This window comes from Sphingomonas sp. IC081, from assembly GCF_006874585.1.
Classification (GTDB): Bacteria; Pseudomonadota; Alphaproteobacteria; order Sphingomonadales; family Sphingomonadaceae; genus Novosphingobium.
The window spans coordinates 14,163-38,203 of record NZ_CP029761.1 but is presented as its reverse complement, the minus strand read 5'-3'; the positions used below and the strand labels follow the sequence as shown (position 1 = coordinate 38,203).

Annotated in this window: 24 protein-coding genes; 10 read left to right on the top strand and 14 right to left on the bottom strand. The window is 67.2% G+C overall.

Annotation, left to right across the window (positions count from 1 at the left end):
- Positions 1-77 precede the first annotated feature (77 nt).
- The 4 genes from DM450_RS00195 to DM450_RS00180 form a co-directional block, all read right to left on the bottom strand.
- Complete coding sequence (locus DM450_RS00195; RefSeq protein ID WP_142632078.1) at positions 78-953, bottom strand: dienelactone hydrolase family protein; 876 nt, start codon at positions 951-953, stop codon at positions 78-80.
- Positions 954-1,048: 95 nt separating this feature from the next.
- Positions 1,049-1,465, bottom strand: coding sequence for a VOC family protein (locus DM450_RS00190; protein WP_142632077.1), 417 nt, complete (start codon positions 1,463-1,465; stop codon positions 1,049-1,051).
- Positions 1,466-1,474: 9 nt separating this feature from the next.
- Positions 1,475-2,341 carry a formyltetrahydrofolate deformylase gene (gene purU / locus DM450_RS00185; RefSeq protein ID WP_142632076.1) on the bottom strand — a complete coding sequence of 289 codons (867 nt, stop codon included), beginning with the start codon at positions 2,339-2,341 and terminating at the stop codon, positions 1,475-1,477.
- An 11-nt stretch (positions 2,342-2,352) separates the two neighbouring features.
- Positions 2,353-3,372: an NAD(P)H-dependent flavin oxidoreductase gene (locus DM450_RS00180; protein WP_142632075.1), complete on the bottom strand. Its 1,020-nt coding sequence runs from the start codon at positions 3,370-3,372 to the stop codon at positions 2,353-2,355.
- Between the two features lie 143 nt (positions 3,373-3,515).
- Between DM450_RS00180 and DM450_RS00175 the strand changes: the two genes are divergently transcribed.
- Both DM450_RS00175 and DM450_RS00170 read left to right on the top strand, forming a co-directional pair.
- A complete protein-coding gene (locus tag DM450_RS00175) occupies positions 3,516-3,977 on the top strand; it encodes a hypothetical protein (protein WP_142632074.1) in 462 nt (153 codons plus the stop codon).
- Between the two features lie 96 nt (positions 3,978-4,073).
- The gene (locus DM450_RS00170; RefSeq protein WP_142632073.1) at positions 4,074-5,369 is read left to right on the top strand and encodes an acetyl-CoA hydrolase/transferase family protein; all 1,296 of its coding nucleotides are present in this window, start codon (positions 4,074-4,076) and stop codon (positions 5,367-5,369) included.
- Between the two features lie 472 nt (positions 5,370-5,841).
- Here DM450_RS00170 and DM450_RS00165 read toward each other — a convergent pair whose 3' ends face one another.
- Positions 5,842-6,177: a GIY-YIG nuclease family protein gene (locus DM450_RS00165; RefSeq protein WP_142632072.1), complete on the bottom strand. Its 336-nt coding sequence runs from the start codon at positions 6,175-6,177 to the stop codon at positions 5,842-5,844.
- A 91-nt stretch (positions 6,178-6,268) separates the two neighbouring features.
- Here DM450_RS00165 and DM450_RS00160 point away from each other — a divergent pair, with 91 nt between their 5' ends.
- A complete protein-coding gene (locus DM450_RS00160) occupies positions 6,269-6,796 on the top strand; it encodes a DUF2239 family protein (protein WP_142632071.1) in 528 nt (175 codons plus the stop codon).
- Positions 6,797-6,875: 79 nt separating this feature from the next.
- Here DM450_RS00160 and DM450_RS00155 read toward each other — a convergent pair whose 3' ends face one another.
- Entirely contained in the window at positions 6,876-8,135 is a 1,260-nt protein-coding gene (locus DM450_RS00155; RefSeq protein WP_142632070.1) for an aspartate kinase, read from the bottom strand.
- 81 nt (positions 8,136-8,216) lie between these two features.
- On the opposite strand from DM450_RS00155, the gene ubiG reads away from it, so the two are divergent.
- Positions 8,217-8,969 (top strand): bifunctional 2-polyprenyl-6-hydroxyphenol methylase/3-demethylubiquinol 3-O-methyltransferase UbiG, encoded by a 753-nt coding sequence (gene ubiG / locus DM450_RS00150; protein ID WP_142632069.1) that lies wholly within the window; start codon positions 8,217-8,219, stop codon positions 8,967-8,969.
- 151 nt (positions 8,970-9,120) lie between these two features.
- On the opposite strand, the gene DM450_RS00145 is transcribed toward ubiG, so the two are convergent.
- Genes DM450_RS00145 through DM450_RS00130 form a run of 4 tightly spaced genes read right to left on the bottom strand, consistent with a single transcriptional unit; the run spans position 9,121 to position 10,898 of the window.
- Positions 9,121-9,636: an AAA family ATPase gene (locus tag DM450_RS00145; RefSeq protein WP_142632068.1), complete on the bottom strand. Its 516-nt coding sequence runs from the start codon at positions 9,634-9,636 to the stop codon at positions 9,121-9,123.
- Positions 9,633-10,214, bottom strand: coding sequence for a nicotinamide riboside transporter PnuC (pnuC, locus tag DM450_RS00140; RefSeq protein ID WP_142632067.1), 582 nt, complete (start codon positions 10,212-10,214; stop codon positions 9,633-9,635). Before pnuC ends, DM450_RS00145 begins: the two co-directional genes overlap by 4 nt.
- A 25-nt stretch (positions 10,215-10,239) precedes the next feature.
- The gene (locus DM450_RS00135) at positions 10,240-10,587 is read right to left on the bottom strand and encodes an ArsC family reductase (protein WP_142632066.1); all 348 of its coding nucleotides are present in this window, start codon (positions 10,585-10,587) and stop codon (positions 10,240-10,242) included.
- Positions 10,584-10,898 (bottom strand): antibiotic biosynthesis monooxygenase family protein, encoded by a 315-nt coding sequence (locus tag DM450_RS00130; RefSeq protein ID WP_142632065.1) that lies wholly within the window; start codon positions 10,896-10,898, stop codon positions 10,584-10,586. The genes DM450_RS00135 and DM450_RS00130 overlap by 4 nt, the downstream gene beginning before the upstream one ends.
- 94 nt (positions 10,899-10,992) lie before the next feature.
- On the opposite strand from DM450_RS00130, the gene aroC reads away from it, so the two are divergent.
- Positions 10,993-12,060, top strand: coding sequence for a chorismate synthase (gene aroC / locus DM450_RS00125; protein ID WP_142632064.1), 1,068 nt, complete (start codon positions 10,993-10,995; stop codon positions 12,058-12,060).
- Positions 12,061-12,367: 307 nt separating this feature from the next.
- On the opposite strand, the gene DM450_RS00120 is transcribed toward aroC, so the two are convergent.
- A complete protein-coding gene (locus DM450_RS00120; RefSeq protein ID WP_142632063.1) occupies positions 12,368-12,760 on the bottom strand; it encodes a hypothetical protein in 393 nt (130 codons plus the stop codon).
- A gap of 201 nt (positions 12,761-12,961) precedes the next feature.
- On the opposite strand from DM450_RS00120, the gene ahpC reads away from it, so the two are divergent.
- The 3 genes from ahpC (at position 12,962) to DM450_RS00105 (ending at position 18,484) form a co-directional block, all read left to right on the top strand.
- Positions 12,962-13,528 carry an alkyl hydroperoxide reductase subunit C gene (gene ahpC, locus DM450_RS00115; RefSeq protein WP_142632062.1) on the top strand — a complete coding sequence of 189 codons (567 nt, stop codon included), beginning with the start codon at positions 12,962-12,964 and terminating at the stop codon, positions 13,526-13,528.
- Between the two features lie 160 nt (positions 13,529-13,688).
- Entirely contained in the window at positions 13,689-15,278 is a 1,590-nt protein-coding gene (ahpF, locus tag DM450_RS00110) for an alkyl hydroperoxide reductase subunit F (protein WP_142632061.1), read from the top strand.
- 323 nt (positions 15,279-15,601) lie between these two features.
- Entirely contained in the window at positions 15,602-18,484 is a 2,883-nt protein-coding gene (locus DM450_RS00105; protein WP_142632060.1) for a TonB-dependent receptor domain-containing protein, read from the top strand.
- Positions 18,485-18,581: 97 nt separating this feature from the next.
- On the opposite strand, the gene DM450_RS00100 is transcribed toward DM450_RS00105, so the two are convergent.
- From DM450_RS00100 to DM450_RS00090, 3 genes are all read right to left on the bottom strand, one after another.
- On the bottom strand, positions 18,582-19,202 hold the full coding sequence (locus DM450_RS00100) for a Smr/MutS family protein (RefSeq protein WP_142632059.1): 621 nt from the start codon (positions 19,200-19,202) through the stop codon (positions 18,582-18,584).
- Positions 19,199-20,464 (bottom strand): murein transglycosylase A, encoded by a 1,266-nt coding sequence (locus DM450_RS00095; RefSeq protein ID WP_142632058.1) that lies wholly within the window; start codon positions 20,462-20,464, stop codon positions 19,199-19,201. Before DM450_RS00095 ends, DM450_RS00100 begins: the two co-directional genes overlap by 4 nt.
- Positions 20,465-20,576: 112 nt before the next feature.
- Positions 20,577-21,284, bottom strand: coding sequence for a Tim44/TimA family putative adaptor protein (locus DM450_RS00090; RefSeq protein WP_142632057.1), 708 nt, complete (start codon positions 21,282-21,284; stop codon positions 20,577-20,579).
- Positions 21,285-21,676: 392 nt separating this feature from the next.
- Between DM450_RS00090 and secB the strand changes: the two genes are divergently transcribed.
- Positions 21,677-22,192 carry a protein-export chaperone SecB gene (gene secB, locus DM450_RS00085; RefSeq protein WP_142632056.1) on the top strand — a complete coding sequence of 172 codons (516 nt, stop codon included), beginning with the start codon at positions 21,677-21,679 and terminating at the stop codon, positions 22,190-22,192.
- Between the two features lie 100 nt (positions 22,193-22,292).
- Entirely contained in the window at positions 22,293-23,864 is a 1,572-nt protein-coding gene (gene murJ / locus DM450_RS00080; RefSeq protein ID WP_142632055.1) for a murein biosynthesis integral membrane protein MurJ, read from the top strand.
- Positions 23,865-24,041 lie beyond the last annotated feature (177 nt).

Here is a 24,041-nt window from a genome sequence, read left to right as displayed (position 1 = left end):
ACCCGAAAGGGCATTTTTAGAGCGACACCAGCCCGCTCCCCCACCCGAGAACCCGGAAAACGCGAAAAACCGGAAACTCAGAGCGTCTCGTAGAGCGCCAGCATCCGCTGCCACGCCCTGTCTGCCGCATCGGGATCCCACGAGGGCGAATCGGGCACGCACCAGCCATGGTCGGCAGGATAGACCTCGACTTCGGCGGGCCGGTTCGCAGCGGCTGCGGCCTTCTGCAGTTCGCTCTTCTGGTCGGGCTGCCTGGCGTCGTCATTGCGGGCGATGGCAAAGAGGAACCCGGCCCGCGTCCTGGCGATCAGGCGGTGCGGACTGTCCGGCGCATCGCTCACCAGCCCCGCCCCGTGGAGCGAGGCCGCCGCGCGCACATGGACAGGTTCGGCAGCGACGGCGCGCACGGCGAAAGGACCGCCCATGCAATAACCATGACTGCCGATGCCGCGCTTGCCGTCGACCGCAGGATCGCCCCGCAGGAAGGCGACATAGGCCCTGGCATCGCGGGTGATCGCATCGGGGGTCAGCGCCGCGCGCAGCGGCGCGACCTTGGCCTGGCCTTCCGCCGTGCGGTAGTCCGAAAAACTCTCGAAGGTCGGCGCCGGGCCGCCGCGATAATAGGGGTTCACGCATAGCACCGCGTAGCCTTCCGCCGCGAGCCTGCGCGCCATGATCTTCTTCGTCTCCCGCAGCCCCGCAATATCGGGCCACATGATCACACCCGCATGCGCGCCTTTGGCCGGGTGCACAAAAAAGGCGTCCGCCACCCCGTCGTCGGTGGTGATCGAGACCATCTTTTCCTGCACGTCGCTGCCGGCGGACTTGGGACCGAGCCCGGCGGCGCAGCCGGCCAGTGCGATGCTGGCGCCCAGCGCGGAAAATTCGCGGCGATTGAGCCCGCGGCGGGCGAGGTTGGCCTCTTCGGCCTCGGCGGTGAAGTCGTCACACATCGAAAGGGCGGGTCCGCTGCTGCTTCGAGGAAGACGCCGAGGCTAGCCCGCGGCAAGGCCGATGACCAGCCCCGGCCCGGCTTTCGACAGCAGAATCAATCGGCCTCCGTCAGTGCGCCATGGAAGTTGAGCTCGATGTTCACCGCGTTGGGATCGACCAGGAAGATCTGCGCGAGCCCAAGTGCGGGATGTTCGTTCACTCGGTGCGGCAGGCCGAGCGCCGCGATCCGTGCGCGCATCTCCGCATAGCCCGAGCAGCGCAGCGCGAAATGGTGAAGCGCATTGGTCGGCTCACCGGGGCGATAGGCGTCGTAACGCCCGCGCGCGGTCGTGCGGTCGACCAGATGGACAACCGCGTTGCCCTCGCCGTCGCGCATCCAGTAACCGGCAATATGCGCGGCGACGGTCGGGTTGGGGCTGCGGGAGAGGCCGAGCACGTCCTCGTAGAAACGGGCCGTGGCCTCCAGGTCGTCGGTCAGGACATTGACATGATCGATACCGCTGACCGCCATAAAACCCTCTTACCCTCTGAACACGACCGTCCGCGAGCCGTTCAGCAGCACGCGGTCCTCAAGATGCAGCCGCACCGCCTCGGCCAGCACGCGCCGCTCGATGTCGCGGCCCTTGCGCACCATGTCCTCGGGCGTGTCAGCGTGAGTCACGGCTTCCACATCCTGATGGATGATCGGCCCTTCGTCGAGGTCGGCGGTCACGTAATGCGCCGATGCCCCGATCATCTTCACCCCGCGCGCATGCGCCTGGTGGTAGGGCTTGGCGCCCTTGAAGCCGGGGAGGAACGAGTGGTGGATGTTGATGCAGCGGCCCGAGAGAAACGCCGCCATCTCGTCGGACAGGATCTGCATGTAGCGGGCCAGCACGACGAGTTCGGCGCGGGTCTCGTTCACCAGCGCGCGGATCTGCGCTTCCTGCGCGGCCTTGGTGTCCTTCGTCACCGGCAGGTGATGGAACGGCACGTCGCCGATCATCAGCGAACTGATCGCCTCGCGCGGGTGATTGGAAACGATGCCGACGACCTCCATCGGCATCTCGCCGATGCGCTGGCGATAGAGCAGGTCGGCAAGGCAGTGGTCGAACTTGCTGACCAGCAGCAGCACCCGGCGCGGCCGGTCGCGGCGGGTCATCGACCAGGCCATGCCGTATTCATGCGCGATCGGGCCGAAACCCTCGCTGAATTCCTCGCGGTTGGCGGTGCCCGGATCGAAGGCGACACGCATGAAGAACTTGTCTTCATCGAGGTCGTTGAACTGCTGCGCCTCGATGATGTTGCCCCCGGCCTGGGCAAGATAACCGGTCACCCGGGCAACGATGCCCGGGCGATCGGCGCAGGACAGCGCAAGGACCAGCGGCTGCGACTTCGCTTCAGGCATCGCGGCAGGCCTCAGGCAGCGGCGCGGCTGGCGAGCGCCGCTTCGGATTCGGCCATGAGCGCGGCGATGATGTCGGCCACCGGCTCTTCCTTGCTGACCATGCCGACCGACTGGCCGGCCATGATCGAGCCGTTCTCGACGTCACCCTCGATCACCGCGCGGCGCAGCGCACCGGCCCAGAAGTGTTCGATCTTGAGCTGGGCCTCGCCCATGTCCACTTCACCGGCGTCGAGCAGGCGCGCCACTTCGATCTGCTTGGCGGTGAACTCCTCGGTGCCCTTGTTCTTGAGCGCGCGCACCGGGATCACCGGCAGGCGCGGGTCGACCTGGACCGAGGCCACGGCATCGCGGGCATTGGCGCGGAAGAAGGCCTTCTTGAAGTCGGGGTGTGCGATCGATTCGCTGGCGCAGGCGAACCGGGTGCCGAGTTGCACGCCCGCTGCGCCCATCTCGAGGTAACCGGCCATCGCCTCGCCGCGGCCGATGCCGCCGGCCACGAACACCAGATGCTCCTCGGCCAGCGCCGGCAGGATTTCCTGGGCCAGCACCGACGTCGAGACCGGGCCGATGTGGCCGCCCGCTTCCATGCCCTCGATCACCAGGGCATCCGCGCCCGAACGCAGCAGCTTCTTGCCCAGCGCCAGTGTCGGCGCAAAGCAGATGACCTTGGCGCCCGATTCCTTGATCGCCTCGACACTGCCCTTGGGCGGAATGCCGCCGGCCAGCACGACGTGGCTGACGCCGTGCCTGGCGCAGACCTCGATCAGTTCGAAAAGCTGCGGATGCATGGTGATCAGGTTGACACCAAAAGGCTTGTCGGTCAGGGCGCGCGTCCCGGCGATCTCCTTGTCGAGAAGCTCGGGATTCATCGCCCCGCAGGCGATCACGCCGAAACCGCCGGCATTGCTGATCGCCGAAACCAGATTGCGTTCGGAAACCCAGGACATGGCGCCGCACAGGATCGCGTATTCGCTGCCAAGAAATTCACGGCCCCGCGCCATCAGCGCGGCGGTCTTAGAGGTGGCGGCCATCGATGCTCCCATAGCCCGCAGTCATAAACGAGCCTGCGCCATAGGATGAGGAATGCCGCCGCACAAGCGGCAGCACCCGCACCGCCCCCACTTCCGCCCGTCTATAATGCCTTTTGATCGATCAAAACCTCCGGACACCCCCTATGTCGAAAGCCTCCCGCCGCAGCGCCCTGCTCCAGCCCTCGAGCCTGTTCCTCCTCACGCTGGCCGCCGTTTCCGGCCTGGTGATCGCCTGGCTGGCAATCGAGCGCGTGCAAACCGCTACCCCAGCAGCCGAGATCGCCGTCCCCCAGGACACCTCGCTGCGCTTCGCAGCCCTGCCGCAAAGCGCACGCAGCGCCCTTCTCGACATCGAGGTCTCCGCCGCCCGCACGGCTACCCGCCTCGACGACAAGCATGAAGACCGCGCCCTGGCCGCCGCCCAGCTTGCCACGCTGGCCGGCTCGGTGGACGGACTGGGCGAAGGCGTGCCGGCGCCCATGCGCGAGACGATCGCGGCGGGGATCGCCCGTGCGCGCGATGCCGCGGCGCAGGGCGAGACCGAAGAGGCCGCCCGCATCCTGAACGACCTGAGCACACGCATGGCGGCCGCGCGCTCGGCCTGAGCGGATCAGCCTGACCGGGCGGGGTGCTGCTTCCCGTCGTCCCTACGACTTAGGTGGCACTTGATCTGGCCGCCCCATGGTGAGAGCCATGGGGGGATGGATGCCAGAACTCTCTACGCAGCCCGCCTGACCACCGCCGACAGAGCGGTCGAGGCGATCGCCAGCAACAGCGACCTTGCCATGGGCATGGTCGTGGCCGAACCCCCTGCCCTGCTTGCCGCGCTTGCCCGCCGGGCCGAAGCGGGGACGCTCACCGGCCTGCGTGTCTGGTACCTGCTTTCGCAGGCCCACGCCGGATCGACGATCCTGCGGCGCGACCTGCTCGGCCGCATCCGCCCGCAATGCCTGTTCATGAGCGGGGTGGAACGCGCCCTCATCAAGGCCGATCCCTCCACCGAAGCACTGATTGACTTCGTTCCCACGGCCTTCAGCGGATCGCCCCGCGTGATGCGCGACGAAGTGGGCATGGATGCCTGCGTGCTGGCCGTCTCGCCGATGGACGCCGACGGCTATTTCAGCTTCGGTGCCGCCAACGACTATACCTCCGCTGCCGCCCATAGCGCGAAGACGGTGATCGTGGAGGTCAATCCGGCGATGCCGCGCGTCGCGTGCCCGGCGCCGCTGCACATCTCGCAGGTCACCGCCGTGGTCGAGAACCATGTCCCGTTGCTCGGCTTCGGAGAAGCCGAGGCCGCGCCCGAGGACGAGGCCATCGCGGCGCTGATCGCGGAAATGATCGATGACGGCGCCTGCCTGCAGATGGGCATCGGCAACCTGCCCGGCGCTGTCTGCCGCCGCATCGCCAACCGGCGCGACTTGGGCATCCATACCGAACTGCTCACTCCGGCCCTCGCCCGTCTGGCGCAGCAAGGGGCGGTCACCAATCGCCTGAAGACGACGCAGCCGGGCCTCAGCGTCTATTCCTTCGCCATGGGCGACGATCCCTTCTACCGCTGGCTGGACGCCAACCCCCATGTCTATTCGATGCCGGTGGACGTGGTGAACGATCCCGCCGTGATCGCCCGGAACGACAAGGTGGTCTCGGTCAACGCAACTATCCAGGTCGACCTGCAGGGCGCCTGCAATTCCGAATTCATGGGCGGCCAGCAGCACTCGGCCGCCGGCGGCCAGCTCGACTTCGTGCGCGGGGCCAATGCGTCGAAAGGCGGAGCCTCGGTGATCGCCTGCCGCTCAACAGCAAAGGGCGGCACCGTCAGCCGCATCGTGCCCCGATTGGACGGCCCGGTGACGACGCCGCGCAACGATGTCCACTGGATCGTGACCGAGCACGGCGCCGCCAACTTGCGCGGCAAGTCTTTGCGTCAGCGGGCGGAACTGCTGATCGGGCTCGCCGATCCGAAGTTCCGGGATGAACTGGCCAAGGCACTCTGAAGCGACCAAAAACGGGCCTCACTTAACTGACCTCGCCTAGGCGGCGTGGACAAATTCCTCGAGGTCACGATAGCCCCCATTTGCCCCCCGGCAGCGTTGCACGGCCTTGAAAGAGAACCACTCTTCCCGCGTCCGCGCGCCTCGCCGGGGGGCAAATGGGGGCTACCCCGAAGGGGCCGGACCAAAACCCGCCACTTCGGCGTCGGTTCGGCTTGAACTATCGACATAGTCCTGCGCCTCACCTCCTTGAATTGACGGGTTTTGCCTCCGGTCGTGACCTCGAGGAATTTGTCCACGCCGCCTAAAACCATCCGTCGGCCCCGGGAAGGCGGGGGCCCCGCTTACCTTTAGCCTCGCCTGAAGAACAAGCGGGATCCCCGCCTTCGCGGGGATGACGAGGTTGGAATGGGACGGGTGAAGCGCGGGATTCCCTTTCCGGAGTAGAAAGTGGGGAGGAGGGAGTGCGAGGCAATCAGATCGCCGTCGCACCCAGCCGCTCCACCCAATCGGCATGGCGCTTCTTGAGTTCGCGCTCCCAGCCGAGGCCGATCTTCTCGGCGTCCACCACTTCCATCACTTCGAAGGCAAAGGCCGCTGCCCCGTGCGTGTTCCATGCCTCCTGCAACGAACGCTGCGGCGTGGAACCCAGCCGCAAGGTGAAGAACACCCGGTTGCGGATCGCCGGAAGGTTCGGCGTGCGACCCACCCACACCTCTTCGCTGGCGTTGCAGCGCAGCGCGTAGACGCCCGGTTCGGGTTTGCGTTCGCGATATTCGGCAAGCGCGGCCTTGCGATCGGCACGATCCATGATTCGATTCCCTGAAGTCATTTTTACCCGGATAAATTGACTGGGCCGCGATTTCAATTTACCCGGACAAAAATAGTTCAGGACCCCTTCCATGACGCAGACCTGCACCGCCTTCCTCGGCACCACCCGCTTGGCGCGCGGAACGCCCGCCGAGCTGATCGCCACTCTTTCAGGACAGGAACAAGGCGTGCTGGTGTTCGACGACGCCACCGGAAGACCTGTCGATCTCGACTGGCGAGGCGCTGCGCCCATCCCGGAGGAAAGCGAAGCACCGCGCCGTCGCGGCCGCCCGAAACTCGGCGTCACCGCCCGCGAAGTGACCTTGCTGCCCCGCCAGTGGGACTGGCTGGCCCGGCAACCCGGCGGCGCCTCGCAGGCCCTGCGCCGGCTTGTCGACGAGGCGCGCAAGGCTGACGGCGGCCGCACCGCGAGACGCGCCGCCCACGAGCGCGCCTACCGCGTTATGTCCGCGCTCGGCGGAGACCTGCCCGGTTTCGAGGAAGCGAGCCGCCTGCTCTTTGCAGACAAGCTGGAAGAATTCGCCGCCGCCATGGCCGCATGGCCGGCAGACTTGCGCGATCACGTCCTCGAACTCGCGCAGCCATCTCAGGAAGACTGATACGAAAAAGGCGGCGCTACCTGCGCCGCCTTTCCCTAACTCGGACTGTTCGGCCGCTCCCCCTGAGCTTGCCGGAGGGTCAGGCCGCCGCGTCGAGCCCGTAAGCCGTGTGCAGCACGCGCACTGCCAGTTCGGTCTCGTCGGTGTCGATCAGGACCGAAACCTTGATCTCGCTGGTGGAGATGGCGATGATGTTGATGCCGCGATCGGCCAGCGTCTTGAACATGGTGGAGGCGACACCGGCATGGCTGCGCATGCCGACGCCAACGACCGAGACCTTGGCGACATTGCTGTCGGCGATCATGCGGTAGAAGCCGATCGTTTCCTTGCGCTCTTCCAGCAGCGCCTGCGCGCGGACGAGATCGGCCTGCGGCACGGTGAAAGTGACGTCGGTCTCGCCCTTGTCCTTGGCGACGTTCTGGATGATCATGTCGACGTTGATGTTCTGCTCGGCCAGCGGCGCGAAGATCGCGGCCACGGCGCCCGGACGGTCCGGCACGCGGGTAAGGGTAACCTTGGCTTCGTTCTTGTCAGCGGCGATGCCGGTGATCAGCTGGCGTTCCATATCGCTTCCTTCAAGTTCTTCGTCGCTGACGATCATCGTTCCGGGGAGGGTGTCTGCCGCAGGGGCGTTCTCGTCGATGAACGAGGACAGCACCTGCACGCGCACGTTCTCCTTCATCGCGAGGGAGACCGAGCGGGTCTGCAGCACCTTCGAGCCGACCGAGGCCAGTTCGAGCATTTCTTCATAGGTCACCAGCGGCAGCTTGCGCGCCTTGGCGACGATGCGCGGGTCGGTGGTGTAGACGCCGTCGACATCGGTGTAGATGTCGCAGCGGTCAGCCTTGACCGCCGCCGCCACGGCCACCGCCGAAGTGTCCGAACCGCCGCGCCCCAGCGTGGTGATGCGATTGTCCGGCGAAACGCCCTGGAAACCGGGAATCACGGCGATTTCGCCCGCCGCCATCGAGGCCAGCAGGGCTTCCGAATCGAAGTCCTCGATACGGGCCTTGGCGTGGGCGTCGTCGGTCTTGATCGGCAGCTGCCAACCCAGCCACGAGCGCGCCTTGCAGCCCATGGCCTGCAGCGTCAGCGCCAACAGGCCCGAAGTGACCTGCTCGCCCGAAGCGACAACGACGTCGTATTCGGCGGGATCGTAAAGCGCATTGGCCTCACGGCAGAAGTTGACGAGACGGTCCGTCTCGCCCGCCATCGCCGAAACGACGACCGCGACTTCGTGGCCGGCTTCCTGCTGACGTTTGACGATACCCGCCACGCGCCGGATTCGCTCGGTCCCGGCCATCGAAGTGCCGCCGAATTTCATCACGATACGTGCCAAGGTGCCGTTGCTCCCCGTGAGATTGTGCGCATGAACGATGCGCGTGTGGATAAGAGTTCGGCGGGCTGTTAGGGGGGAGTCATGGATAATGCAACTGCTTCGAACACGCCTTCTGGCGCAACAATCGATCCGAAGGAAGCCGCCCACTTCGGCGCGCTGGCGGCCGAGTGGTGGGATCCGAAGGGCACTTCGGCGATGCTCCACCAGCTCAACCCAGTGCGCCTCAGCTTCATCCGCGCCGAGATCGACCGGCATTTCGGTAGCGATTCCCGTGCCTTGAAACCGCTGGCCGGCAAGCGCGCGCTCGATGCCGGCTGCGGTGCCGGACTGCTCTGCGAACCCCTCGCCCGCCTTGGCGCGGCGGTGACGGGCGTGGACGCGGCGGCCGAGAACGTTGCGGCGGCCCGTGCCCATGCCGAGGCGATGGGGCTCCCCATCGACTACAGACACGGTGAACTGGGTGCGCTGGGGCTCTCGGGCTACGACCTCGTCTGCTCGCTGGAAGTGATCGAGCACGTGACCGACAAGGCGCTGTTCATCGGCCAGCTTGCCGCCGCGCTGGCGGACGACGGGCTGATGATCCTCTCCTGCCCCAACCGCACCCCCGCCTCGCGCCTGCTGCTGGTCGAGGCGGCCGAGCGGCTGGGCAAAGTGCCGCGCGGCACGCACGACTGGCATCAGTTCGCGACGCCCGAGGAACTGCGTGAACTGGCCGAAGGCGCGGGCCTGACGCTGGCCGAGCCCAGGGGCATCGCCTGGTCGCCGACGAAGGGGCTACACCTGTCGGACGATCTCTCGCTGAACTTCATCGTGACGGCTACGAAGAAGAAGTAAGGATAACTCAGGGGGTAAAATACCGTCTCCGTGGTGCCCTGTGCGATCCGTTCCGCGCCCATAGCTGCGCTGGGAGACATAATGGCTGCACCGCAAGGAGCGCACTACCGACAGGCTGGGCGCAACGAAGACATTTCGAGGGTCTGGGGGATCATCCCCCAGGACTTTCGCTTTCCTTCAAATCGCGAATCGCCGCACGAACCTGCACCTCACGCTCATCCCAGGATCCGCCGATGCGCGAGAACGGCACCCCTGCCCGCACCAGCATCTCCTCCGCCAGCGCGGCAAACCGGGCGCGGGCTTCGTCGGTCCCGAAAAACCGCGTCCCATCGTCGCGCCACGGCACGTCCGGCGAAAACAACAGGTAGTGGTCTGCCTTGGGATAGCCCATCAGCGCTTCGGGCACCTCGCCGAACAGCATCTGCGCCCAGGCCGCCGTCATCAGCTGATCGGTATCGAGCAACAGCACCGCCGGGGCCGCTGCCATCGCCTTGCGGCTTGCCTCCGCCTGCCCTTCGGCAATCGCGAGGAGGTCCGCCATCGCCAGGTCGGTGCCGCGCTCCTCGCAATAAGTGCGGCCATATTCCGGCACCCACGGCAGCCCCAGCCGCGCCGCCATTACCGACTTGCCCGTGCTTTCCGCGCCATGGAGGCAGACCGTGATCACGCGGGCTTGAGTTCCCGATCCTGGCCCCGCTCGGCCGCCGCCCATTCGATCAGGCCCAGCACCGACATCACCAGAAACACCACATAGAGCGCCGCCGTCGGCCACAGGTCCTTGTAGGCATAGACCCCGATGGAGGCGACATCGATGGCGATCCACAGCACCCAGTTCTCGATCCGGCGGAACGCCAGCAGAATCTGCGCGGCGATCGAGGCCCCGGCGATCGCCGCATCGGCATAGGGCAACGAGGCATCGGTGAACTTGTGCATGACCCAGCCGAGGTTCAGCGCCAGCGCCGCCGTCGCCACCAGCCAGAGCGCACGGCTGAAACCGCCCAGCCGCCGCACCGGCACCCGGCTCTCACCCCCGCCCGCGCGCACCCAGAGCAGCCAGCCCCAGCCCTGCGCCGCGAAGAAGAAGATCTGCAGGCCCGCCTCGCCATAAAGCTTGGCCTGCCAGAACACCACGAAGTACAGCGCCACCATCGCCATGCCGAACGGGTAGTTCCACACGCTGCGCCGCACCAGAAGTGCGATATTGGCGAGCCCCAGTGCCGCCGCGATCCATTCTACCGGATCCATTGTCGCCCCTGTTATTCCTTAGGATTTAGCCAAGCGCGGCTTCCCATTCCGGCTCCTTGAAGCCCACCAGCAAGCCGCCCGGATGTTCGACGACCGGACGCTTGATCGTGCTGGGCTGCGCGACCATGATCGCCACCGCCTTGGCGGCATCGAGGTCCTGCTTGTCCGCATCCGGCAGCTTCCTGAACGTGGTGCCCGCACGGTTCAGCAGCTTTTCCCAGCCCGCCACGGCAATCCACTTTTCAAGCCGCGCGGCATCGGCGCCTTCCTTCTTGTAGTCATGGAAGGTGTAGTCGCTGCCGCGCGCTTCCAGCCACTTACGCGCCTTCTTCACGGTGTCGCAGTTGGGAATGCCGTAGAATTCAAGGCTCACGATTCGCTTTCCCTTTCGAAATGGCGCACCCGCGGTTCGTTGCAGGCGAAGGCGGTGTAGCTCTGGTAATAGTGGTCGCGGCCCTTGGCCTGCACTTCGGCATGGGCGGCGACGCGGCGCCATGCCAGCGCGGCGGCTTCATCCTCCCATTCGGACAGCGCGATCACTTCGCCATCCTCGCTGGTGTAGCTCTTGAACGAGAGGAAGCCGGGCTGTGCGCGGGCGAGCGCGTCCATCGCCTCGGCATCGGCGGAATAGGCGGCGGCGTCGATGTCGGCGCGCTTGCGATTGCGGAAGACTACCAGGAACATGGCCGCGCTCATGGCCCTTCGCAGGCCATTCCGCAAGCATGTGACACACCGCCAACGCTGGACAATCCGAAGATTGCGCGCCAAGGCGCCAGGCATGAGCGTGAACACTTTCGGCCGTCTTCTGCGATTCACCACCTGGGGCGAGAGCCATGGCCCTGCCATCGGCGCCGTCGTCGACGGGTGCCCGCCGGGCCTTGCCATCGACGAGGGGCGCATCCAGCCCTTCCTCGACGCGCGCCGCCCCGGCCAGTCGAAGTTCACCACCCAGCGGCAGGAACCGGATCAGGTCCGCATCCTCTCGGGCGTGTTCGAAGGCAAAACCACGGGTACGCCGATCAGCCTGATGATCGAGAACGTCGACCAGCGCTCGAAGGACTATTCGGACGTCGCCAAGGCCTATCGTCCCGGCCATGCCGACTATGCCTATGACGCCAAGTACGGCTTCCGCGACTATCGCGGCGGCGGCCGCAGCTCGGCGCGGGAGACCGCCAGCCGCGTGGCGGCGGGCGGCGTGGCGCGGCTGGTGATCCCGGAAGTGACGATCCTCGCCTATGTCTCGGAAATCGGCGGCGACGCCATCGACAGGACCAACTTCGACGCGGCCGAGATCGGGAGCAATCCGTTCTTCTGCCCCGACGCACAGGCCGCGAAGCGCTGGGAGAAGATCGTCGACGATGCGCGCCTGGCCGGTTCCTCGGTCGGCGCGGTGGTCGAATGCGTCGCCACCGGCGTTCCCGCCGGCTGGGGCGCCCCGCTCTATGGCAAGCTCGATGCCGATCTGGCCGCCGCGATGATGGGCATCAACGCGGTCAAGGGCGTGGAGATCGGCGACGGTTTTGCCGCCGCGCGCCTGACCGGCGAGCAGAACGCCGACCCGATGCATCCGGGCACGGACGGCCCCGAGTTCAGCGCCAACCACGCGGGCGGCATTGCCGGCGGCATCTCGACCGGCCAGCCGGTCGTCGTGCGCGTGGCGTTCAAGCCGACCAGTTCGATCCTCACCCCGCAGCCGACCATCAACCGGGACGGCGAGGCGACCGAACTGTTCACCAAGGGCCGCCACGACCCTTGCGTGGGCATTCGCGGCGTGCCCGTGGTCGAGGCGATGATGGCGCTGGTGCTGGCCGATCACAAGCTGCTGCACCGCGGCCAGTGCGGCTGAGCAGGCGCGGCTGAACTGGCCGCCTGCCGGTTGACACAGTTGACACGGTCCAGGGGAAAAACGCCCCCCCCGGGGCCCGAAACCGTCACCTTGCGTCCCGAAACCGTCACCTTGCGCCGTGACGGCGTCACCTTGCACACGAAAGGTGTCACCTTGCGCGGCCACCTGTCACCTTGCGGCGAGCCAGGCTGAGCATGCGGGCGCTTGGGCGCGAGGGTCCGGGCGGGTGACATTCCGGCGACACTACAGCTGCCGGGGCCAGTAGGAAAATCGCCCCCTCCCTCGCCCCGCGCCGGTCCCGCCCCGCTCAATCCATTTTCGCGTCCGCCAGCGGCGCGGTGCGCGCCTCCAGCCGGCCCTCGCCGCGATAGACCAGCACGCAGCTCTGGCTGCCCGCGCAGAACTGCTGCACCGGCGCCAGCGCCCGCGCGCCATAACGGTAGGTGCGCCCGCCCTCGGTGATCTCGAAACCGGAAATGTCGCGGATGCGGTGTTCGTGCGCGAACATCACCGCATGGCCTTGCGAGACCGGTGCCCAGAGCGACCACTGGTCGTAGAGACGGTGATGGTAGCGGAAGGTCATGTCGCCCGCCGCGCGGTTGTCCAGCGAAGTGGGCCAGCTGTTGCAGGCGGCCAGCGAGGTGCAGGCGGCGAGCAGCAGCGCAAGCCGGCCCGAACGGCCAAGTCGGAGCATGTTCATGCCTCCCCTCTGCCCCAGTTGCCGCACCACCGCACGAATTTTCGCAACTGCGCTGGTTTTATCGACGAAATCGCTCAGTCCATCGCCCACTGATCGGCCAATCCGATCAACTCAATCGGATCAAGGCCCTACACATCGTCACACGAGCGGCCTATCTCCGCTCTTGTCAGTTTCAACACCCAATCGAGGGAGCTTATATCCATGGGTATCATCGGCAGCACCATCAAGCCGTTCAAGAACACCGCGTTCCAGGTCGGCAAGGACTTCTTCGACGTCACCGAGAAGGACATCGCCGGCAAGTGGGCCGTGTTCTTCTTCTACCCGGCCGACTTCACCTTCGTCTGCCCGACCGAGCTGGAAGACCTCGGTGAGCAGTACACCGCCCTCCAGGGCATGGGCGTGGAAGTGTTCGGCGTCTCGACCGACACCCACTTCAGCCACAAGGCCTGGCACGACACCTCGGACAAGATCGGCAAGATCCAGTACGCGTTCCTGGGCGACCAGAACCACGCGCTGACCGAAGCCTTCGGCGTTCTGCGCGAAGATTCGGGCCTGGCCGACCGCGCCACCTTCGTGGTCGATCCCGATGGCGTCATCCAGATCATGGAAATCACCTGCGAAGGCGTTGGCCGCAACGCTTCGGAACTGGTCCGCAAGATCAAGGCTGCCCAGTACGTCCGCGCCAACCCCGGCCAGGTCTGCCCGGCCAAGTGGGAAGAAGGTTCGGAAACCCTCGCTCCCTCGCTTGACCTCGTCGGCAAGCTCTAAGACGTACGCGACCAGGCCGTAAGGCCATCCGGGTCGCGCGGTGACAGTGTGCGGCCCGGGGCATCCCTCCCCCGGAGCCGCACCCCCGTGCGCTTCGCGGCCGACGGAACCCCGGGCCGCCGCTTTCTCTCCCCACGCATTTCATAAGGACCTGTGACTCATGCTCGACCCCGCCCTGAAGCAACAGCTCTCGCAATATCTCGCCATGCTGCGCGAACCGATCGAGCTCGTCGCCTCGCTGGGCGATGACACCAAGTCTGCCGAGACCCGCGAGCTGCTGACCGTGATCGCCTCGCTCTCGGACAAGGTCACCGCCACTTTTGACGGCGACGACGCGCGCAAGCCCAGCTTCCTCGTCCGCCGCGCCGCCGATGCCGATGCCGCCGTGCGTTTTGCCGGCCTGCCGCTCGGCCACGAATTCACCTCGCTGGTCCTCGCCCTGCTGTGGACCGGCGGCCATCCGCCCAAGGTCTCCGACGAGACGCTGGCGCAGATCCGCGCGCTGGAAGGCAGCTATCAGTTCGAGATGTACTTCTCGCTCTCCTGCCACAACTGCCCGGACGTGGTGCAGGCGCTGACGCTGATCGCGCTCAACAACCCCAATGTCACCGCCACCCTGATCGAGGGCGGCGCGTTCCAGGACGAAGTCGAGGGACGCGGCGTCATGGCCGTGCCGGCCGTGTTCCTGAACGGCGCGATGTGGGGTTCGGGCAAGATGAGCGTCGAGGAGATCCTCGCCAAGCTCGACACCGGCGCCGAGGCCAGGGCGGCGGCCAGGCTGGCCGAAAAGAAGCCGTTCGAAGTGCTGGTGGTCGGCGGCGGCCCCGCCGGGGCCTCGGCCGCGATCTACACCGCGCGCAAGGGTTTCTCGACCGGCATCGCCGCCGAACGCTTCGGCGGCCAGGTGCAGGACACCATGGGCATCGAGAACTTCATCTCGGTCCCCTACACCGAAGGCCCCAAGCTCGCCGCCGCGCTGGAAACCCACGTCGGGGAATACGACATCGACGTGATGAACCTGCAGCGCGCCGAAAAGCTGGTGCCCGCCCGCGAGCTTGGCGGCTATCACGAGGTGGTCTTCGCCAACGGCGCCTCGCTCAAGGCGCGCTCGCTGGTGCTGACCACCGGTGCCCGCTGGCGCAACCTCGGCGTCCCCGGTGAGGACACCTACAAGAACAAGGGCGTGGCCTATTGCCCGCACTGCGACGGCCCGCTGTTCAAGGGCAAGCGCGTGGCGGTGATCGGCGGCGGCAACTCGGGCGTCGAGGCGGCGATCGACCTTGCCGGGATCGTCGGCCATGTCACCCTGATCGAGTTCGACGACAAGCTGCGCGCCGACCAGGTGCTGGTGAGCAAGCTCGAATCGATGGCCAATGTGCAGATCCTCACCAGCGCCCAGACCCTTGAAGTCACCGGCGACGGCGAGAAGGTGAACGGCCTCGTCTACAAGGACCGGACCAGCGGCGAAGAGCACAAGGTCGAACTGGAAGGCGTGTTTGTCCAGATCGGCCTGGTGCCCAATACCGAGTGGCTGAAGGACAGCGGCATCGCCCTCTCGCCCCGCGGCGAGATCGTGGTGGACGACAAGGCGGCGACCAGCCTGCCGGGCATTTTCGCGGCCGGTGACGCCACCACGGTGCCCTACAAGCAGATCATCATCGCCATGGGCCAGGGCGCGACCGCCGCGCTTTCCGCCTTCGACTACCTGATCCGCAACGAGGCCCCGGTCGCCGCGCTCGAAGTGGCCTGACGACAGACAGCATCCCCCCGAGCAAGCGGGCGGGCACCGGGAGGTGTCCGCCCGTTTTTGTGTGGCTATGGGCGCGGATATGGCCGCGGATATGGGCGCGGGTATGGGCAGGGCGCGCAATTTCCTGACCGGGCGCTCTAATTTTGCGTTCGCCTCATTCGAGAAAACCACACGCAAACGTTATTATTGTTGCCACGCAGCAACATATTTGCATGAATGTTGCAGATATTTTGCAATGTTGCAGAATTTCGTTGCGCAGCACCATGCTGCCGGAGACCTTCCCAAGAGCCCGATATCGGGTGCTTTTTCTTGGGGGTCGTGAGATGAAGACGGGGAACTTCCATTTGCACTGCAGCATTGCCGCGCTCACGCTCGGCGCGCTGGTGGTGCCCGCCACCGTACAGGCGCAGGACGCCGAGGCCGCCGCGACGACACCGGGCGAAGCCATCGTCGTCACCGGATCGCGCATCCGCCAGAACCCGCTGGACAACCCCAGCCCGGTCGTCGTGCTCGACAGCGCCTCGATCGCCAAGACCGGCCTCTCCTCGGTCGCCGACGTGCTGCAACGCCTGCCCAGCGCAGCGGGCGGCCTCAACACCAAGGTCAACAACTCGGGCAACATCGGCAACCCGCAGGACGGCGGCGGCGTCGGCGCCGGCACCAGCGAGATCGACTTGCGCTACCTGCTCGCCAAGCGCACGCTCGTGCTGGTCGACGGCATGCGCTACGTCAACGCCACGGCGGCCAGCGGCATTCCCTCCACGGTCGACCTCAACACCATTCCCGCCAACCAGATCGAGCGCATCGAGGTCCTGCAATCGGGCCAGTCGCCGCTCTACGGTTCGGACGCGATCGCCGGCGTCGTCAACATCATCACCAAGTCCGAGCAGGACGGCCTGCGCGCCTCGGGCCAGTTCGGCACCTACCGCCAGGGCGACGGGCACACCCAGGACTACAACGTCAGCTACGGCATCAAGGGGCCGACCACCTCGGTGGTGCTGGGCGCCAGCTACGTCAAGCAGGGCAAGGTCAGCACCGCCGACCGCGACCTCTCGCAGTTCCCCAACCCCGGCCAGACCAGCTGCCTCGATCCGCGCGGCGGCTGTTCCTCGGCGGCGGTGAACGGGCGCATCGTGTTCAATCCGGGCAACCCCTCGCTGCCCGCCGGCGGCAGCGTGACCGTGCGCGACGCCCCGCTCATGGGCCAGGGCACTTATGACCCGACGCTGACGGGCGGCGATTTCCGCGCCTTCACTGCGGCCGACCGTTTCAACTTCTCGCCCTACAACTACTTCCTGACGCCGTCCGAACGCTACGGCTTCTGGGGCAGCGCCAAGCAGGAACTGAGCTCGAACGTCACGTTCCGCGCCAAGCTGGTCTACAACCGCCGCAATTCGCAGAACCAGGCGGCGTTCCTGCCGCTGTTCATCGGTCCCGACGCGGGCAACGGCAACCTGCTCGACACCGTCTCGATCGACGCCACCAACCCCTACAACCCCTTCGGCATCACGCTCAACTCGGGCACCAACGGCCAGCCGGCGACCTACAGCTTCATCGGCCGGCGCCTCGTCGAGGCCGGGCAGCGCACGTATACGCAGCACGTCGACACGATGACCGCCAACGCCTCGCTCGACGGCAGCTTCCATGTCGGCAGCCGCAAGTTCTACTGGGACGTCAACGCCGCCTTCGGCTGGAACGATGCCAAGCAGACCTTCACCGGCAACGTCAACGCCGCCCGGGTGGCGCAGGCGCTCGGCCCGCTGGCCGACTGCACCGGCGACTGCGTGCCGCTCAACATCTTCGGCGGCGCCGGTTCGATCACCCAGGCCATGCTCGACTACATCTCGTTCACCGAGCATGACCGTTCGAGCCAGAGCATGCAGGACTACACCGCCAACCTCAGCGGCGACCTGTTCGACCTGCCCGCCGGCCCAGTCGGCTTCGCGATGGGTTACGAGCACCGCTACCAGCACGGCTCGTTCACGCCCGACCCGGTCATCCAGGCGGGCCTGGGCGCCGACATTCCCGCGCAGGCGGCCTCGGGCTCCTACAACACCGACGAAGTCTACGCCGAAGTGCGCGTGCCGCTGTTGAAGGACACCCCGTTCTTCGAACTGCTCGAGGCTGACGGCGCGGTGCGCCACTCGGATTACTCGACCGGCAGCAAGAGCACGACCTTCACCGCCACCGGCCTGTGGAAGCCGGTCTCCGACCTGCTGCTGCGCGCCTCCTATGCCGAGGGCTTCCGCGCCCCGGCCATCGGCGAGCTGTTCGGCGCCCAGTCGCGCGCCGACGCGCCGATCGACGATCCGTGCACCAACGTCACCGGCTCGGGCTGGCAGAGCTCGGCCACCATCCGCACCAACTGCATCGCCAACGGCGTTCCCGCCGACGGCAGCTACCAGGAACCGCTCGGCGGCCAGATCGGCACGCTGACCGGCGGCAACCAGAACCTCAAGCCCGAGACCAGCACGACCTGGCTGTTCGGCGCGGTCTACAGCCCGGCCTGGGCGCGCGGCGGCTTCGCCCGCAGCCTCAGCCTCGAGGTGAACTACTACGACATCACCGTCGACGGCGCGATCTCGGCGATCAACCCGCAGGTCACGCTCGCCCGCTGCGCCGAACTGGGTGACACCGCCGCCTGCGACAACGTCGTGCGCACCGGCAGCGGCCGCATCGCCAGCGTGCTGGGCCTGCTGCAGAACATCGGCTCGATCCGCACCCGCGGCCTCGACGTCAGCTTCAACTACAGCTCGCCGGCGACCGACCTGGGCACCTTCGGCCTCTCGGTCAACGCCAACCACCTGATGAAGTACACCGAATCGTTCCCCACCGGGACCGGCTCGACCACCATCAGCTACAAGGACACGACCCGCGGCTTCCCCGACCAGTCCTACCCCGAGTGGAAGGCCACCAGCATCCTCTCGTGGTCGATCGGCGGCTTCGACAGCTCGTTCACCGGCCGCTACATCAAGGGCGTGACAGAAGGCGACGGCCACAAGCTGGGCGACCGCTTCTACGGCGACGTGCAGCTGAGCTACACGCCCAGCTTCATGGACAGCGCCTTCACCTTCACGCTCGGCGTCAACAACGTCTTCGATACCGACCCGCCGGCCTGCAACACCTGCACCGGCCCGAACTACGACCCGACGACTTACGACGTCCCCGGCCAGTTCGGTTACCTGCGCATCGGCGTGCGGATGTAGGCCAGACCGCCATGTCCGGCGCGGGAGGGCCTCCCGCGCCGGACACAGACTGATCCTCGGCCGGTTATGGGCCGATCAGCGGCCGATCAGCGGCCGATCAGCGGCGCTTCTTCAGCACGACATAGAGCGCGCCCTGGCCGCCATGGCGGCGATGGGCCCCGCGCACCGCAACGATGTCGTAGGCATGTTCGCTGGCCGCCAGCCAGTCGATGATCTTGGCGCGGATCGCCCCGCGCGCACTGCCCCGGTCCATCGAATCGACCGGGCGCGACTTGCCCGTCACCACCAGCACCACCCGCGCGCCCATCGACTTGGCCTGGGTGAGCCCGTGCATCAGCCGGACATAGGCCTGATCGAGGCTGGAGCCGTGCAGGTCGAGGCTGAAATCGGGCAGCAGCGTGCCCTTGGAAATGCGCTTCTCCCACGAGCCGTCGAGCTGCAGCTGCGATTCCTGGGGCCTGGCCCCGACCGGCCCGATCGCCTTTGGAGGCGGCGGCGGCAGCGGCGGCGGCACCCGGCCCTTCACCTTCCTGGCGGGCGGGGGCGGCGGCGACACGGCCCCAGGGGCCAAAGCAGGGGCAGGGGCAGGGGCAGGCGCAGGCTCGGCCACCACCGCTTGCGCCCGCGGCCGGCGCTTGTCGAGCGGGGTCACCGTCCGGGCGACCTGCGCCCAGACCTGTGCCTCATCCGCCGTCAGTCGCCGACCGGGTCTCCTCATGGCTGCTGCAACCGGGCAAGCGTGCCCTTGGGCACCAGCACCACCGCCTCGCCGCGCCCGCTCATGCCGCCGGCGGTGAGCCGCGCCTGGTCACCCGCGCCCCAGAAGGTGTCGAAACGGTTGGCGCCCTTGATCGCGCCGCCGGTGTCCTGCGCCACCCACAAGCCGTTCGCCTCGCGCCGGTCCAGTCCGAGCCAGACCGGTGCGCCCAGCGGCACGAACATCGGATCCGCCGCCACCGAGGCGCGCGCGCGCACCGGCACGCCCAGCGCGCCGAGCGGCCCGTCGCCGGTCAGTTCGCGGAAGAACACCCAGGACTGGTTCTGCCGCATCAGCGCATCACCCTCGACCGGGTGCTCGTGGATGTACTGCATGATGCCCTGCATCGAGCCCGAGTATTGCCCCGGCCCGCTGCCGATCAGGCCCTGGTCCCGCATGACGCCGCCGATCCCGGTATAGGGCCAGCCGTTCTGCCCGGCATAACCGATGCGCATGACGGTGCCGTCGGGCGCACGCAAGCGGCCGGAGCCCTGCACCTGCAGGAAAAACACCTCGACCGGATCGCGGGCCCAGGCGATCTCCAGCCCGCGATTGGCGAGCGCCCCGTCCTCGATGGCGCCGCGGTCGAAATAGGGCACGAACGTGCCGCCCGCGTCATAGCGCCCGAGCGGCATCTGCCCCTTGGCATTGGGCGCGGCATCGCCGGGCCTGGCGCGGACAAGATCGGCGGGCATGGCGTAGATCGGCACGTCGTAGCCCGGCAGGTGCTGGCGCGAACCGGCGATCTCGGGCTCGTAGTAGCCGGTCGCGAAACCGCGTCCGTCGCCGATCCTGACCGTCTCGAAATAGCTCTGGAAAAACTGCGCGGCCGAGGCGCCGGGCCATGTCCGGGCCGCGGCGCAGGCCGGCTGCCAGTCGGCCGGACGGGTCAGGCCGCTGCTGTCGGTGCGGCGCGACAGGCTGGCACAGCTCTCGCGGAACGAGGCGAGCGCCGCCGCGCCGTCGATCGCGCCGACGCCAAGCGCCGTGACCGCAGGCCCCGCGCGCACCCCCAGCGCCACGGCGTTGGCCGGCGGCGGGGGCACCGGCTGCATTGACCCCGGCGGCGTTGTCCCGGGCTGCGTGGGCGGGCTGACCGTGCCGGGCCCGGCGGCGCCCGGGATCATGCGCACGCAGCCCGAAAGCAGCGCCAGCGCCAGAATCGCCGCGATCCGCAGCGCCCCCCTTTTTCGCGGCGTCGCCAAAGCTGCCTGCAAGACCATTCTCCCCACTCGGCCTGTCGCCACAAAACAAGAAGCCGGACCTTTCGGCCCGGCCTCTCGATCCTTGTGGGATCACATGCCTGAAATCAACCGCCTATCGGGCGTATCCGGCTTACCCGGCGTCCGTCTCATCGAGCAGCCAGTCGGGCCCTGCCGCATCGATGCGGCGGCTGAAGGTCCAGATGTCGACCGCCTCGATCGCATCGTCGAGCGATCCTGCGATCACGTGACCTTCGGCATCGCGGGTGACGGCGGCGATGTCCGCGCGGAAACGGATGGTGATGCGGGCCAGGCCATTGTCGACGCCGGCGCCGGTGATCGCGGCTTCCTCGATGCGGATCAGGCGGTTGTCGAGCGTTTCACCGGCGGCGATGCGGGCATCGATGGCGGCGGAGAAACTGTCGTAGACATCGCCGTCGCACAGCGCGCGAAGCTCGGCCTTGTCGCCCTTCCAGAACGATTCGAGGATCAGGCGATAGGCACTGCGCGCGCCTTCGAGGAACGCGAAGGCGTCGAAGCGGCGATCGGCGCTGGCGATTTCGGCAAGGCCGCGCTCCACCGAGGGCGCCGCGAGCGGCATGTCCCGCTGCCGCGGAGTCAGCGCCGGGCGATCCGCCTGCTTGCTGTCCTGCCTGCCGTCCTTCTTGCCATCGGCCTTGGGCGGAACCGGGACGCGCGGGCTTCCGGGCTGGCCCTGGCGGCCTTCGAAACGTCCCTGGATCGGCTCTTCCTCATGCTCGGCGCGGCGACCGAGTACCGAATAAAGCCGCAGTCCCAGGAAGGCTGCGATCATGGCCAGGATCACGATTTCCGGTGTCACGTTCCTTTGTCCATCCTTTGCTTGGACGCGTCTGTTGTCTCGGGTGGTGCAAGCCTCGACAGGGCGCGGTCAAGTGGACGAATCGTCCGCTTGCGCGAGAGGCCGGGCACACGCCCGGGGAGCGTCATCATAACCCCAGATAAGTACAGTTTACAAATGAACAACGCGTGAGCGGCGGATTCAGGGAATTTTTCGCCATCGGCTTCATCCTTTCACAGCCGCTCCATCCGGTCCCAACGCATGGCAGGGCCATTCGTTGCCGCCGCCGTGCCCATGCCTCCCGCAACAAATTCGGGGCGATAGCTTCCACCGCCCGCGAAAACGCGCTACGCGCCCTGCCCTGAGTTTCACCAGACTTCCATCCGTATTCTTATAGACGGGACAGAATCGAAATGGCCGACGAAGGCAACGTCATCTCCGACATCAACCTCGGCAACGCCGACGACAACGCGCCGGCCGCCGGCATCATCTCGCAGTACGTCAAGGACCTCTCGGTCGAGAACCCGAACGCGCCGCAGAGCTTCTCCTGGCAGAACCAGCCGCAAGTCGACATCCAGTTCAACATCGGCGCCCGCCCGATCGACGGCGAAGTCCACGAAGTCGAACTGAAGATCACCGTCGCCGCCAAGGCCGACGAAGGCACCGCCTATGTGGTCGACCTCGCCTATTGCGGCCTCGTGGGCATGCGCAATCTGGACGAGCCCAGCATGCACGCCTTCCTCTATGCCGAAGCGCCGCGCATCCTGTTCCCCTTCGCCCGCCGCGTGGTGGCCGATGCCGTGCGCGATGCCGGCTACCCGCCGCTGATGCTCGAGCCGATCGATTTCAACGGCCTCTACTTCCAGCAGCTCGCCGCCCGCCAGCAGGCCGAGGCGGAAGGCATGGGCGAGCCGGTCGGCCACGCCTGAGGCTTACGCCAAAGCCAATGATTTCAGGCCCGCCCGCACCCCCGCCCGCAAGGGCCGTGGGCGCGGGCGGGCCTTTTGACATGTAGGGACCCCGAGGGGCATGAATCTTACCAAGGCGCTTGCCAGTGTCGGCGGCCTCACCCTTGCCAGCCGCATTCTCGGCCTCGTGCGCGACAGCCTGTTCGCGCGCTTTGTCGGCGCGGGCTTTGCCTCCGACGCCTTCCTGATCGCGTTCCGGCTGCCCAACCTGTTCCGCGCGCTCTTCGCGGAAGGCGCCTTCGCATCGGCCTTCATCCCGATGTTCAACCAGAAGGTGGCCGACAAGGACGGGCCCGGGCTTCCGGCCGGCATCACCTTTGCCGAGCAGGCGCTGTCGGTGCTGCTGCCGATCCTCCTCGCGATGACGGTGATCCTCGAGGTCTTCGCCTGGCCGGTGACGTTCCTGCTCTCGGGCAAGTTCAACGGCGTCAGCCACGACCAGTTCGCCTACGCGGTCATGCTCAGCCGCATCACCGTGCCCTATCTCGCCTTCATCAGCCTCGTCTCGCTGCTGGGCGGCATCCTCAATTCGCTGAACAAGTTCTGGGTCAATGCCGCCGCGCCGATCCTGCTGAACGTGACGCAGATCGTCGCCATCCTCGGCTTCCACTCGGCCGACGCGCTGGTGACGGCGCGCAACCAGGCGATCGCCGTCTCGGTCTCCGGCGCGCTCCAGCTGCTCTGGCTGATGTGGGCCTGCCGCGCCAACAAGGTGTCGATGCGCCTCAGGCTGCCGGTGTGGAACGCGGACGTGAAGCAGCTGATGAAGCTGATCCTGCCCGCCGCCGCCGGCGCCGGCGCGGTGCAGATCAACCTCGTCATCTCGACCGCGCTGGCCGCCTCGCTGCTGGCCCACGGCTCGGTGACCTACATCTACATGGCCGACCGGCTGAACCAGCTGCCGCTCGGCCTGATCGGCATCGGCCTCGGCACCGTGCTGCTGCCCACCATCTCGCGCCAGCTCGGCGGCGGCGAGGACGCGGCGGCGATGGACACCCAGAACCGCGGCATGGAACTCGCCCTGCTGCTCACCCTGCCCGCCTCGGTGGCGCTGATCGTCTGCGGCCAGCCGATCGCCGCGGCGCTGTTCGGCTACGGCAAGTTCGACGCGGGCGACGTCGCCCGCACCGCCGAGGCGCTCGCCGCCTTCTCGCTGGGCCTGCCCAGCTATATCCTCGTCAAGGTGCTGACGCCCGGCTTCTACGCCCGCCAGGACACCCGCACCCCGGTGCGCTACGCGATGATCTCGATGGCGGTGAACCTGGCGTTCAACCTCGCGCTGATCGTGCCGCTGCAGCACATGGGGCCGCCGCTCGCCACCGCGATTGCCTCCACCGTCAATGTCGCCATGCTCTACTGGACGCTGGTCAGGCGCGGCCATTTCCGGGTCGATGCCCGCCTGAAGCGCCGCGCCCCGCGCCTGGCCCTGGCGGCCGTTGCCATGGGGGTGGTGCTGTGGTTCGGGCAGGACCTGCTGACGCCCTATCTCCACGGCAGCTGGCTGGTGCGCGGGCTGGCGCTGGCGGCGCTGGTTTCGGCGGGCGGTCTGGTCTACGCGCTGGCGACGCTGGTGACCGGCGCCTTCACCCGCGCCGACCTTGCCCTGCTGCGCCGCCGCCGCACCGCGTCCTGAGGCTTCCATCCATGCCGGTTTGTGCTATGAGCCACGCCCATGCAGAGCCTTTCGCATCCGAAGTCTGCCCAGACCCGTCGCCGTTCGTGGCGATGGCGGAGCGTCTCGCGCGTCGCGCACTGACGCAGGGCGCGCGTCGCGCACCGCCCCCATCTGCATACGCGCCCTCACCGGCGC

Coding starts and splice junctions, on each gene's coding strand:
- purU (WP_142632076.1), bottom strand. CDS start 2,341: ATGCCTGAAGCGAAGTCGCAGCCGCTGGTCCTTGCGCTGTCCTGCGCC.
- DM450_RS00195 (WP_142632078.1), bottom strand. CDS start 953: ATGTGTGACGACTTCACCGCCGAGGCCGAAGAGGCCAACCTCGCCCGC.
- DM450_RS00160 (WP_142632071.1), top strand. CDS start 6,269: ATGACGCAGACCTGCACCGCCTTCCTCGGCACCACCCGCTTGGCGCGC.
- ubiG (WP_142632069.1), top strand. CDS start 8,217: ATGGATAATGCAACTGCTTCGAACACGCCTTCTGGCGCAACAATCGAT.
- secB (WP_142632056.1), top strand. CDS start 21,677: ATGGCCGACGAAGGCAACGTCATCTCCGACATCAACCTCGGCAACGCC.
- DM450_RS00170 (WP_142632073.1), top strand. CDS start 4,074: ATGGATGCCAGAACTCTCTACGCAGCCCGCCTGACCACCGCCGACAGA.
- aroC (WP_142632064.1), top strand. CDS start 10,993: ATGAGCGTGAACACTTTCGGCCGTCTTCTGCGATTCACCACCTGGGGC.
- murJ (WP_142632055.1), top strand. CDS start 22,293: ATGAATCTTACCAAGGCGCTTGCCAGTGTCGGCGGCCTCACCCTTGCC.
- DM450_RS00130 (WP_142632065.1), bottom strand. CDS start 10,898: ATGTTCCTGGTAGTCTTCCGCAATCGCAAGCGCGCCGACATCGACGCC.
- DM450_RS00175 (WP_142632074.1), top strand. CDS start 3,516: ATGTCGAAAGCCTCCCGCCGCAGCGCCCTGCTCCAGCCCTCGAGCCTG.
- DM450_RS00100 (WP_142632059.1), bottom strand. CDS start 19,202: ATGAGGAGACCCGGTCGGCGACTGACGGCGGATGAGGCACAGGTCTGG.
- ahpC (WP_142632062.1), top strand. CDS start 12,962: ATGGGTATCATCGGCAGCACCATCAAGCCGTTCAAGAACACCGCGTTC.
- DM450_RS00180 (WP_142632075.1), bottom strand. CDS start 3,372: ATGGCCGCCACCTCTAAGACCGCCGCGCTGATGGCGCGGGGCCGTGAA.
- pnuC (WP_142632067.1), bottom strand. CDS start 10,214: ATGGATCCGGTAGAATGGATCGCGGCGGCACTGGGGCTCGCCAATATC.
- DM450_RS00105 (WP_142632060.1), top strand. CDS start 15,602: ATGAAGACGGGGAACTTCCATTTGCACTGCAGCATTGCCGCGCTCACG.
- DM450_RS00190 (WP_142632077.1), bottom strand. CDS start 1,465: ATGGCGGTCAGCGGTATCGATCATGTCAATGTCCTGACCGACGACCTG.
- DM450_RS00165 (WP_142632072.1), bottom strand. CDS start 6,177: ATGGATCGTGCCGATCGCAAGGCCGCGCTTGCCGAATATCGCGAACGC.
- DM450_RS00120 (WP_142632063.1), bottom strand. CDS start 12,760: ATGAACATGCTCCGACTTGGCCGTTCGGGCCGGCTTGCGCTGCTGCTC.
- ahpF (WP_142632061.1), top strand. CDS start 13,689: ATGCTCGACCCCGCCCTGAAGCAACAGCTCTCGCAATATCTCGCCATG.
- DM450_RS00095 (WP_142632058.1), bottom strand. CDS start 20,464: ATGGTCTTGCAGGCAGCTTTGGCGACGCCGCGAAAAAGGGGGGCGCTG.